The sequence below is a fragment of the Enterococcus sp. AZ077 genome (assembly GCF_051714965.1).
Taxonomy (GTDB): domain Bacteria; phylum Bacillota; class Bacilli; order Lactobacillales; family Enterococcaceae; genus Enterococcus_B; species Enterococcus_B hirae.
In genome coordinates this window covers 2,346,060-2,357,962 of record NZ_JBIOSX010000001.1, presented here as the reverse complement: position 1 = coordinate 2,357,962, position 11,903 = coordinate 2,346,060, and the positions used below count along the sequence as shown (strand labels likewise).

12 protein-coding genes are annotated in these 11,903 nt (G+C 38.0%); 8 read left to right on the top strand and 4 right to left on the bottom strand.

Translation table 11 applies throughout. The features are described 5' to 3' along the window. Nucleotides 1-75: 75 nt before the first annotated feature. Complete coding sequence (gene rlmN, locus IGL28_RS10990; RefSeq protein WP_010737151.1) at nt 76-1,149, top strand: 23S rRNA (adenine(2503)-C(2))-methyltransferase RlmN; 1,074 nt, start codon at nt 76-78, stop codon at nt 1,147-1,149. Between the two features lie 96 nt (nt 1,150-1,245). Here rlmN and IGL28_RS10985 read toward each other — a convergent pair whose 3' ends face one another. Continuing rightward, nucleotides 1,246-1,401: a hypothetical protein gene (locus IGL28_RS10985; protein ID WP_164885440.1), complete on the bottom strand. Its 156-nt coding sequence runs from the start codon at nt 1,399-1,401 to the stop codon at nt 1,246-1,248. 655 nt (nt 1,402-2,056) lie between these two features. Between IGL28_RS10985 and aac(6') the strand changes: the two genes are divergently transcribed. Further along, nucleotides 2,057-2,605 (top strand): aminoglycoside N-acetyltransferase AAC(6')-Ii, encoded by a 549-nt coding sequence (gene aac(6') / locus IGL28_RS10980; RefSeq protein WP_081128496.1) that lies wholly within the window; start codon nt 2,057-2,059, stop codon nt 2,603-2,605. 353 nt (nt 2,606-2,958) lie between these two features. Next, complete coding sequence (locus IGL28_RS10975) at nt 2,959-4,623, top strand: peptide ABC transporter substrate-binding protein (protein ID WP_081128498.1); 1,665 nt, start codon at nt 2,959-2,961, stop codon at nt 4,621-4,623. Nucleotides 4,624-4,702: 79 nt separating this feature from the next. Here the strand turns inward: IGL28_RS10975 and IGL28_RS10970 are convergent, their stop codons facing one another. After that, on the bottom strand, nt 4,703-5,047 hold the full coding sequence (locus tag IGL28_RS10970; RefSeq protein ID WP_010720788.1) for a DUF3899 domain-containing protein: 345 nt from the start codon (nt 5,045-5,047) through the stop codon (nt 4,703-4,705). A gap of 83 nt (nt 5,048-5,130) precedes the next feature. Between IGL28_RS10970 and opp3b the strand changes: the two genes are divergently transcribed. From opp3b to IGL28_RS10945, 5 genes are read left to right on the top strand one after another with little or no spacing between them, the layout of a single operon-like run. Further along, the gene (gene opp3b, locus IGL28_RS10965) at nt 5,131-6,072 is read left to right on the top strand and encodes an oligopeptide ABC transporter permease (RefSeq protein WP_010720787.1); all 942 of its coding nucleotides are present in this window, start codon (nt 5,131-5,133) and stop codon (nt 6,070-6,072) included. Further along, nucleotides 6,073-7,116 carry an ABC transporter permease gene (locus IGL28_RS10960; RefSeq protein ID WP_081128500.1) on the top strand — a complete coding sequence of 348 codons (1,044 nt, stop codon included), beginning with the start codon at nt 6,073-6,075 and terminating at the stop codon, nt 7,114-7,116. Nucleotides 7,117-7,121: 5 nt separating this feature from the next. Beyond that, nucleotides 7,122-8,198: an ABC transporter ATP-binding protein gene (locus IGL28_RS10955; RefSeq protein ID WP_010720785.1), complete on the top strand. Its 1,077-nt coding sequence runs from the start codon at nt 7,122-7,124 to the stop codon at nt 8,196-8,198. Then, nucleotides 8,173-9,129: an ABC transporter ATP-binding protein gene (locus tag IGL28_RS10950; RefSeq protein WP_010720784.1), complete on the top strand. Its 957-nt coding sequence runs from the start codon at nt 8,173-8,175 to the stop codon at nt 9,127-9,129. Before IGL28_RS10955 ends, IGL28_RS10950 begins: the two co-directional genes overlap by 26 nt. A 13-nt stretch (nt 9,130-9,142) precedes the next feature. Further along, nucleotides 9,143-10,150, top strand: a complete 1,008-nt coding sequence (locus IGL28_RS10945) for an RNA-guided endonuclease TnpB family protein (RefSeq protein WP_034700625.1) — start codon at nt 9,143-9,145, stop codon at nt 10,148-10,150. Between the two features lie 311 nt (nt 10,151-10,461). Here IGL28_RS10945 and IGL28_RS10940 read toward each other — a convergent pair whose 3' ends face one another. Further along, nucleotides 10,462-11,283, bottom strand: coding sequence for an NUDIX domain-containing protein (locus IGL28_RS10940; RefSeq protein WP_010737158.1), 822 nt, complete (start codon nt 11,281-11,283; stop codon nt 10,462-10,464). Nucleotides 11,284-11,385: 102 nt separating this feature from the next. After that, complete coding sequence (locus IGL28_RS10935; protein WP_081128502.1) at nt 11,386-11,664, bottom strand: hypothetical protein; 279 nt, start codon at nt 11,662-11,664, stop codon at nt 11,386-11,388. Nucleotides 11,665-11,903: the final 239 nt, after the last annotated feature.

The following is an 11,903-nucleotide window of genomic DNA, read 5'->3' as shown; positions in this document are numbered from 1 at the left end:
TTGTGAACTATTGCATTAGTTGTGAGAATCAGTTATAGTATGTAGCGATACTTTGAAAAAAAGAGGGAAACGATTTTGGAAAAACAATCCATTTATGGTTTAACAATCGAAGAATTAACCAATTGGTTTTTAGAAAACGGCGAAAAAAAATTCCGTGCCGCCCAAGTGTGGGAATGGCTTTATCAAAAGCGTGTCAAAGACTTCTCCGAAATGACCAACTTGTCAAAAAACTTGATAACAAAGTTAACGGATCAGTTTGTGATCAATCCGTTAAAACAAATAGTGGTTCAAGAAGCAACGGATGGCACAGTCAAATATCTATTTGAATTACCAGATAAAAATATGATCGAAACAGTCTTGATGAGACAAGAATATGGATTATCTGTATGTGTGACGACACAAGTCGGCTGTAATATTGGTTGTACTTTTTGTGCAAGTGGTCTGTTAAAAAAGAATCGAGATTTGACAGCTGGAGAAATCGTGGCACAGATCATGATGGTTCAACACTATTTTGATGAACGACAAGAAGGAGAAAGAGTGTCCCATGTGGTTGTGATGGGCATTGGCGAACCGTTCGACAATTATGATAATGTCATGAACTTCTTACACATCATCAATGATGCCAAAGGGTTGGCAATTGGCGCACGACACATTACTGTTTCAACAAGTGGTTTGGCAAATAAGATCAAAGAATTTGCTGATAATGGGTTGCAAGTCAATTTAGCGATCTCATTACATGCACCAAATAACGAGATTCGGACCTCCATCATGCGGATCAATCGGAGTTTCCCAATTGAAAAATTGATGGCTGCAGTAGATGAATATCTTGAAAAAACCAATCGACGAATCACGTTTGAATACATCATGTTGAATCAAGTCAATGATCGTCCGGAGCATGCACAACAATTAGCGGATCTATTAAAAGACAAAAAGAAATTAACGTATGTGAATTTGATCCCTTATAATCCAGTCAGTGAACATGACCAATACTCTCGAAGTCCTAAAGCAGATGTGCTGAAATTTTATGATGTATTGAAAAAGAATGGTATCAATTGCGTGATCCGTAAAGAACACGGTACAGATATCGACGCTGCGTGTGGTCAATTACGGAGTAAACAAATGAAAAAAGAAAAAGCAACGACTAAATAGCATTAGCTAATATCCAACATCCATGGAGAAGAAACAACAAAGACGACAAAGCCTTATGCTTTGTCGTCTTTTGCTGAGTTTTCTTAGAACCTCAATTTACTGTTTGCTCTTGCGGTTCATCCCAATGCCATACAATATCCATGAGAGAACAAAACAGGATAATGCATACAGAATATCTTTTGTCACGTTCAAGACAGCGAGACTTGAGATGATTGATAATGATAAAAATAGTAACAGTTTCCGATCCTTCATAAGACTCCTCCATTATTTAGTAATTCTGCATACATTCTGATGCGTATAATCATTGAATCCTTTTTTATGCAAGTGAGGGGATTGAATGGAAACTAATGTTCCTAATCTGTCCCATTCGTTAGTGACTCATTGCATGATTGTTTGTAAAGGGTTGTTATTGATCCTAATCATAATACTATTTATTTAGCCATGGATGAAAAAGCTATTTGTTAACGATTGGAGTCTATAAGTAAATTAATAATTTTTATAAGAAATGATAGTTCATCAATTTATTCTTGAAATGTCAGTTAGCACAGCTGTTTCAAAAAATTCTTTCTTATTGTCATCGGAGCTACCCGATGTTTTTACGACCTTATCCACGGCGTTCAAGAAGCAACTCCTCAGCAATAAGCGATGATTTTCTAAAATATGAGAAGCTATTTTAAAAAATCCTCTCTTATTCGCTCGGAGCTGAACGCTTCTTTCACGACCTTATCCACGGCGTTCAAAGAGCTGCCCTTCGGTATTAAGTCAAAAAATCTAAAAACATGAAAAGCTGTTTCGAGATTTTCATCCTTAATACTCAGGGCAGACCGCTCTTTTCACGACCTTAAGCATAAACTTTTCTTTTTTCTTTCTAGTACTGCTAAAATAGGCAGAAAAGGGAGGGATAGCGATGATTATCAGTGAGTTTGATCGTGAGAATATTGTCTTGCGAGATCAGCTTGCAGATCTTTTAAGATTGACTTGGCCTGATGAGTATGGGACAGAGCCGATGAAAGAAGTCGAACAGTTGATGGTTCCAGAACGGATTGCTGTATCGGCGATTGAAGGGGAGGAATTGGTCGGTTTTGTTGGAGCGATCCCTCAATATGGCAAAACAGGGTGGGAGTTACATCCTTTGGTAGTAGCAAGCGCGCATCGCAAACAACAAATCGGGACACGATTGGTTTCCTATCTGGAAAAAGAAGTCGCTTCATATGGTGGCCTGGTCATCTATCTAGGGACAGATGATGTTGAAGGACAAACAAATTTAGTTGAAACGGATTTATTTGAAGATACCTTTGCAAAGTTACAAGAAATCAAAAATATCAATCATCATCCCTATACATTTTATGAGAAACTTGGCTATCAGATCATCGGTGTGATCCCAGATGCGAATGGGTGGAACCAGCCTGATATTTGGTTAGCAAAACGAGTGGCCAAAAGAGAGCCAACGGAATAAATTAAGACACTAATATTAGAGAAATGAACGATCCATTTTGTTCTCTAGTATTAGTGTTTTTTTGTTAGAATAAAAAATTATAATCTTTTTATGAGCTAAATCCGAACATTATAGCTGTTTTTACGATTTATTTTTTTTTGATGAAAATTATTTTATTTTTTTATCAAGTAGAAATAAAACCTTATAAAATAAGTGTATTTTCAGAAAAGAACAATAAATATTTCACTATAATGACATTATTTAAAAAAAAACCGAGAAAAAAGTATTGCTTTTTTAATAATTATTCATTAAACTCTTAAACAACTCAGAAAAAACTAATTATTCTGAAAATTTCGACAAAAGGGGTACGGGAAATGAAAAAGAAATGGGCATTTAGTGTTGTAGCCTTGAGTGGGCTGGTACTTGCAGGCTGTTATGGCGGAAGTGCAAATACAAAAAGTAGTAATTCAGCGAGTGGCAACTCTACAGATGGAGGCGGAGTATTCAATTTAGTCGTACCTCAAGAAATGCCAACAGCAGATTTATCTTTAGCAACGGATACAATTAGTTTCACTGCATTAAATAATGTGTATGAGGGAATCTATCGTTTAGATAAGGATAGTAAACCACAACCAGCAGGAGCGAGTGAACTGGCAGAAGTTAGTGAAGATGGGTTGACTTACAAGATCAAATTGCGTGAAGACGCTAAATGGTCCAATGGTGATCCAGTAGTTGCGGCTGATTATGTTTATGGTTGGCAACGTACAGTGGATGCTGCCACAGCTTCTGAATATGCGTATCTTTTTGCTCCAGTAGCGAATGCAGAAGAAATCACAGCAGGCAAAAAAGATAAATCAGAATTAGGAATCAAAGCAGTAGGCGATCATGAATTAGAAATCACATTAACGAAACAAACGCCATACTTCCAATATTTACTTGCTTTCCCATCATTCTTCCCGCAAAAACAATCAGTGGTGGAAGAAAACGGTGATGCTTACGCTTCAGCAAGCGATAAAGCAGTATACAATGGACCGTTTACCTTAACAGATTTTGACGGACCAGGGACAGATACCGAATGGTCATACAAGAAAAATGATAATTATTGGGATAAAGATGCAGTGAAGTTATCTGAAATCAAAGTTAGCGTGGTCAAAGAATCTTCTACAGCGTTGAATCTCTTTAAAGACGGTCAAGCAGATGACGTGATCCTTTCAGGGGAACTCGCTCAACAAAATGCGAATGATCCAGCTTATACGTCAGTCAAAGAAGCACGTACGAGCTATATTGAGTTGAACCAACGTGAAGCTGATTCACCATTTAAAAATGTCAACTTAAGAAAAGCTATTTCATACTCAATCAATCGTGATGCGTTAGTGAAACAAGTTCTAGGAGATGGATCGGTTGTGTCAACTGGCTTGATCCCAGCGGACATGTCTAAAAATCCAGAAACAAATGAAGATTTTGCGAAAGAAGCAGGAACGCTTGTTTCTTACGATAAAGACAAAGCAAAAGAATATTGGGAAAAAGCGAAAAAAGAACTTGGCATTGATTCCCTTGAATTCAATTTGATGGCTTCAGATGATGATGCATCGAAAAAAGTGATCGAGTATATCCAAAACTCAATCCAAGAAAATTTAGATGGCGTAAAAGTTAAACCAACACCAGTTCCATTCTCTGTTCGTTTAGACCGTTCATCTTCAGGTGATTTTGATACTGTATTAGGCGGTTGGGCAGCAGACTATGCTGATCCAAGCAGCTTTACTGACCTATTTGTTGCAGGTAACTCTTATAACCGTGGACAATGGAGTAATGCGGACTACGACAAAGTAGTAGATGACTCAGGGAATAAAGATGCCGGCGATGAGAAAGCACGTTGGGCGGATCTGCAAGAAGCAACTAAAATCATGGCAGACGATATGGGTGTGATCCCAGTTTACCAAAAAGCAGAAGGACACTTAGTCAATGAAAAAGTCAAAGGAATTGTCCACCACGCTGCAGGAGCTTCATGGGATTACAAATGGACTTATGTAGAAGAATAGGCAAACATTAAGACAAAAAAAGCGGACTAGAGATTAAGGCAGTTGTCTTAATCTCTCTCCACTTTTTAAAGGTTACGTATCATAGAAACGAAAAAATCACCAGCACGATAGAAAGAGCAAGCAAGATTCCGGCAATGATCAGCCAAAAGGTATACATACCATAGCTGGCAGACGAGAGTGAAGAAAATTCTGGTTTTTTCTTGCGGTTTCTTGTTCGGGCTAAATAGATCGATCGTTGAAAATGATCAAAGAAACCCGAGGAAAAAACCCATAAAAATCCGCCGATAATCAAAAACGGCATCGCACATAAAAATAAATCATTTGATAATTGAGTGAGTGTTAGTTGATGATTCAAACTATTTTTTACAATAATCAGGAGAATCAAGACACCAGCAATCAGGTAGGGAAGAGATTTCTTTTTCATCAGTTTGCTCCTTTATCTTTGGTTCATTCATTAATAATGTAGCGAAACATTTGTCAGAAGTCAAAAGCTAGGGGGAAACATTAGTGAATAGTTATCTAAAATATGTATTGAAACGTGTCTTCTTTATGGCCATTACGCTTTGGTTGATTGCCACAATCACGTTCTTCTTAATGCAATTATTACCAGGCACACCTTATACCAACCAAGAGCGCTTGAGTCCTGAAACGATCGCTATGTTGAATCAACAAGTTGGACTGGATAAACCTGTGATCGTCCAATATGGTATTTACTTGTCAAATTTACTTCAAGGAGATTTCGGTATCTCTTTCCAATTTAAAAATCAGCCTGTTGCTCATTTATTAGCTGGTAGAGTAGGTCCTTCATTACAACTCGGACTACAAGCAATTATTTTTGGAACAGTGATCGGTACGATCTTAGGAACGATTTCAGCAATGAAGCAAAACACTTGGGCAGATACTTCTTCCACGTTGGTTGCAATTTTGGGTCGCTCGATCCCTAACTTTGTTTTTGCAGTCTTATTACAATATATTTTTGCGATCCGCTTGCATGTACTGCCGATTGCTAAATGGGACGGCTTCATTTATACGATCCTTCCAACTATTGCATTGGCTATGTCACCTTTAGCCGACTCGGCACGTTTTATCCGAACAGAAATGGTCGAAGTATTACACAGCGATTATGTAGAGTTAGCGAGAGCCAAAGGATTAAGTCGTTGGGAGATCGCCTTTAAACATGGTCTTCGTAATAGTTTGATTCCATTAATGACATTGTTAGGACCGTTAGCAGTTGCTTTGATGACTGGTTCGTTAGTAGTCGAAAATATTTTTGCCATCCCCGGTATTGGTGAGCAATTCGTTAAATCGATCACGACGAATGATTATCCAACGATCATGGCAGTAACGATCCTTTACTCATTTATGTTGATCTTTGTGATTTTAGTCGTTGACCTGCTTTATGGTTTAGTTGATCCAAGAATCCGTGTTTCAGAAGGGAGTCGAAGCTAGATGGAACTGATACCAAAACGTTATGAAACAGTAGCAGATATTCCTGCAGATAAATTTCTTCCGCTACAAAAAAACACTGAAGAAGAACGAGAACAAATTGCAGCTCCATCGCTAAATTTCATTCAAGATTCTTGGCGACGTTTAAAGAAAAACAAAGCCGCAGTCGTTTCGATGATTTTACTATCAGTGATCATTTTGATCTCGATCGTTACGATCTTTGTTTCGCCACACAACCCAACGGCACAAAATATTGATTACATCAATCTACCCCCACGTATTCCAGGGTTAAATATCGATGGATTGAATGGAAAAGCGATGGTTGGTGGTGAGTTAGTCGATAAATATGCCCAAGCAAATGTTCCAGCAAATGTGAATTTCTTTTTAGGAACTGATGGTCTAGGACGTGATGTATTAAGTCGGCTATTCATGGGAACACGAATTTCCTTACTGATCGCTTTTATTGCTGCATTATTAGATGTGACGATCGGTGTTGCTTATGGGCTGATTTCTGGTCTGCTAGGCGGACGAATCGACAACGGAATGCAACGTTTCTTAGAGATCTTATCTGGGATTCCTAATCTGGTAGTCATGATTTTGATGTTGGTTGTTTTTGAACCAGGTATTTTTTCCATCGTGGCAGCAATGGCGATCACGAACTGGATTCCGATGGCTCGTATCGTTCGAGCGCAAACCCTGAAACTGAAAGATCAAGAATATGTGTTAGCTGGTATGACATTAGGTGAATCGAAATTGAAAATTGCCTTCAAACATATTTTACCGAATATTTCCAGTGTAATCATTATTCAAATGATGTTTAGTATTCCATCGGCAATTTTCTTTGAAGCCTTTTTAAGTTTCATTGGTTTGGGGCTAACGCCACCATCTGCTTCATTGGGAACAATGCTGAGTGATGGCTATAAAACTTTCTTGTACCTGCCATATCTATTATGGATCCCTGCGGCAACGTTATCTGTTATCATGATCGGCTTCAATTTACTAGCGGACGGATTACGTGATGCCTTTGACCCTAAAATGAAAGAGTGAGGAATATGACAAAAGTTCTTGAAGTTAAAAATTTGCAAATCTCATTTGATACGTACGCTGGGAAAGTCCGAGCGATCCGCGGTGTCAATTTTCATTTAAACAAAGGCGAGACTCTAGCAATTGTTGGAGAATCTGGTAGTGGGAAATCAGTCACTACCAGAAGTATCATGAGATTGTTATCAAGTAATGCTACGATCGATTCGGGCGAGATTTTATTCAAAGGAAAAAATATTGTCGATCAATCAGAAAAAGCCATGCAAAAAATTCGTGGGAAAGAAATCGCAATGATTTTCCAAGATCCAATGACTTCTCTCGATCCTACGATGACGATTGGGAAACAAGTGGCGGAATCCTTGAGAAAACACAATAAAGTTTCGAAAAAAGAAGGACAAAAAGCAGCATTGGAATTACTAAACTTAGTCGGGATTCCTGAGGCTGAAAAACGGATCAACAGTTATCCTCACCAATTTTCAGGGGGACAACGGCAACGGATCGTCATTGCGATTGCGTTGATCTGTTACCCGGAGATCTTGATCGCTGATGAACCAACAACTGCATTAGATGTTACGATTCAAGCCCAGATTTTAGAACTGCTAAAAGAAATCCAAACGAAAATCGATACCTCGATTATCTTTATCACACATGACTTAGGTGTAGTAGCAAATGTAGCGGATCGGGTAGCGGTGATGTATGGCGGAAAGATCATTGAAGTCGGTACCTCGGAAGAAATTTTTTATCATCCGCAACATCCTTACACTTGGGGCTTGTTAGGTTCGATGCCGACCTTAGATAGTGCGAATGAACGACTTTATGCGATCCCGGGTTCACCACCTGATTTATTGAACCCACCTAAAGGCGATGCCTTTTATCCACGGAATGAATATGCCCTGCAGATTGATGCAGAAGAAGAACCACCATTTTTTGAATTATCAAAAACACATCAAGCAGCAACTTGGCTTTTAGCACCTCAAGCACCAAAAGTAGAGCCACCTGAAGAAATCAAACGTCGTTGGGCGATTTTTGAAGAAAAGCAAAAAGCGAATGGAGGGATGACGAATGCCAAAAAAACTGCTAGAGGTTAATGGTCTAAAACAATATTTCAATATTGGAAAGAAAAATGAAGTTCACGCAGTCAATGATATTAGCTTTCATATTTATGAAGGGGAAACCTTTGGCTTAGTTGGTGAATCAGGTAGTGGTAAATCAACCACTGGGCGGACAGTCATTCGCTTAAATGAACCGACCGATGGCGAGATTTTCTTTGATGGAAAAGATGTCACCAAGCTAAAAGGAAAACAAGAAATGGCTAAGTTTCGCCGTGAGGTTCAGATGATCTTCCAAGACCCTTATGCATCATTGAATCCCCGAATGAAAGTTCGTGACATCATTGCAGAAGGGATCGATGTCAATGGATTGGTCAAGTCTCCTGAAGAACGTTCAGAAAAAGTGGATGAGCTTCTTCGAACGGTAGGATTGAATCCGAGCCATGGTACACGTTACCCTCATGAATTTTCAGGTGGACAACGACAACGGATCGGTATTGCACGTGCTTTAGCAGTTAACCCTCGTTTTATTATTTGTGATGAGCCGATTTCGGCTTTAGACGTATCGATTCAAGCACAAGTGGTCAATTTATTACAGGATCTGCAAAAACAACAACAACTAACGTACTTATTCATTGCTCATGATTTATCCATGGTCAAACATATCAGTGATCGGATCGGTGTCATGCACAACGGTCGTTTATTGGAAATGGGAACAAGTGATGAGATTTACCACCATGGGGTTCATCCTTATACGGAAAGTTTATTATCTGCAATTCCACTACCAGATCCCGATCATGAAAGACAGCGGAAAAGAATCAAGTATCAACCAGAACCAGAAGATGGGCAAAAACGGACATTAAGAGAAATTGCCCCAGAGCATTTTGTCTATGCGACAGAGCAAGAAGTGGCTTATTACGCAAAAAAATTGAAACGACAAAAAGAAGCGAGCTTACTTGTGACGTCTTAGGAGGTAAGTGCTGATGCTAAAAGCCTTTAAATTCCGAATTTATCCCACGGCTTCACAAAAGCAATGGTTTGTTCAAAATTTTGGCTGTGTTCGTTTTACGTATAACCACTTACTAAAAGCCCGTCAGGAAAGCTACGCTAAAACAGGTGTCATCGATTATACACTGACTCCTGCTTCTTTAAAAAAGCAATATGATTTTTTAAAAAAAGCAGACAGCTTAGCGCTTGCGAATGCACAACTAAATCTAGATCGTGCGTTTCGTAATTATTTTAAAAAACGTGCCAGTTTTCCAAAATTGAAAAATAAAAAAAGTATGTGGCAGTCTTATACAACAAATAATCAAAAAGGCACAATTTATTTGAAAGATAAGTATCTAAAACTGCCAAAACAGAAAGAACTCATTCAGGTAAACCTCCATCGACCAATCGAAGGAGAGATTCGTTCAGCGACGATCTCCTCACGTTATAATGAAGCTTTTTATGTTTCTTTACTCTGTGAGGTTTCAGCGAAAGAAATAACAGAGTCTCGTCGTTGGATCGGTGTGGCTTATGATCCGCAAAAACTAATCGAGACATCCTCTCCAGTTGATGTACCATTACCATTGTTGAAAAAAACTGAAAAAGAAATGCAGCTGGCTAAGAGAAAATTAGGGATTAAGGGACGGGCAGCTCAGAAACGAAAAGCTCGTTTGGAACGATCGAAGAACTATCAAAAACAAAAGCGTAAAGTAATGGATCTTTATTTAAAACAAAAATTTCAAAAAGAAAATTATTTGGAACAGTTATCTGGCAAATTGATTCGTTATTATGACTATTTGTTTGTAGAAGCTGTCCCTAATGAAACTTTCTTGTCAGACTTCTCACTTCAAGATTGGTATAAATTAGTGACTAAGCTGAGGTATAAAGCAAACTGGTATAATAAAACGTTGATTTTGATCAATATGAATGAACAAACCGATCCTTTAGTGATTAAAAAAAGTCTAGAACTAGAAAAAATCGGGAAACAAGTGATTTTTGAATAAATGAACTGGTAGGAGCGCTAGGGATCGCCTTGTTGATAAAAAACACTTGCTGTTTTTGTTTCTAGGAATTTTCTTCTCAAGAAAAGCTCACTAATTATGATAAACCAAACAAGGAGGTAATGACCTTTCTGGCTAACCTCTAAAATAAGCCGAAGAATACCAAAAGCATTGCTTTTGTGTAATTCTTCGGCTTATTTATGAGAAGTATTTATCCATCAGATGGTCATTAATGGGTGACTGCTCAGGTATTTGCTGATTGCAGAAAAATCGAATAAAAATCTTTGGTATTTCAGCTTTCTGAAATCTTCATCTTATTCATAGTTTCCAGGCTTCAACTGATAAATCTTGGATGGACGACCAATTCCTACTGGTCGTTCACCAATTTCATCAAAGTATTGCAACATCGCTTTTTTGAAATTTGAATGATCAATCATTTTAAAATCGATCCCTAAAAATTTTGCAAATACTTTTCGGGCTTCTGTGATCGTAAAATCTTTACCTAATACTTGTAAGACTTGTGGTTCATGTTCCATTTTATTTGTCACTCGATTAAATGCTTTCGTAATGATCTCACTATGGTCAAATGCTAAAGTATCTTTGCCAGAAGATTCACTTGTCAGTAAATCTAAAGAAATAGCAACTTCATCACTCGTTAGATGGATTTTGTTTCCTTGGCGTGTCAAGGTAAACCATCGGACTTCTTCTGCATCGTCACCAGCAATCAACGGTTCTTCACCAATAAAAGCCAAGTAACTGACAGTCACGACCCAGCCTCGAGGGTCTCGGTTCGGTGTGCTGAAGGTGTGTAGCTGCTCAATATTTTCCTGAGAAATCACGACACCCGTTTCCTCTTTGGTTTCACGTAAGACACTTTCACCAGTGGATTCATTCTTTTGGACAAAACCACCTGGTAAAGCCCATGAATTTCGGTAGGGATGCCCTTTTCTTTGGATCAGTAAAATTTTTAACTGATCTTCTTCCTTGTTGTAACACATCAACACGATATCAACAGTCAAAGAAGGTTTGTCATATTCTGGGCGTTCTTGCTTTTGATACCAGTCAAGAAAATCAGCTTCACTTGCTTCATGTTCATAATATAACTTTTCCTCTTCTTTAGAAGCAAATTGTTTCATCTTTTAACCTCCTGATGACGTTCTTGTTTAAATATACTTTTACCTTATTTTAGCAGACTCCAAAAAAAAACCAAAGTTTTCCTTGGAGAAAGACTTCTATACTTAGATAGGGAATAAAAACGGTAGGAGTAAATTGAAGAAGAAGAAAAGTAAATAGATTAGTAACAGTTTTCTATTTTCTTCACGAAGCGTTACATACCCACAAAAAATGATATAAAAATTGAGAACAAAACGAAAAACTTGGGTAAATAAAAGAAACTGATTCAAGCTTCCTTGGAGGTTAAAATAACCATATAATCGTATATAAAAATAGCTGAACAGCCAGTGTAACACTGAAAGCAGTGCAATACTGATTGTAAAATAAAGATGTTTTTTTTGCATAAAATTTCAGCCTTTCTTGGACAATGAACTGTCTATTAGTCGTAAACATAAACAACCTATTTCAGATCCACTTGCTTTTGGGTTGTTATAAAAAGGTTTATTTAGAAGGGAGAACGATGTATTCTTCCTATAAGCAGCTATTAAGTCGAAGCTATGTTTCGTCAAAATAAAACAACGGAACTGCTACAAAGTTCCGTGACATTGTGAGAGATAATCTACATGTAAACATGCTGCTTACT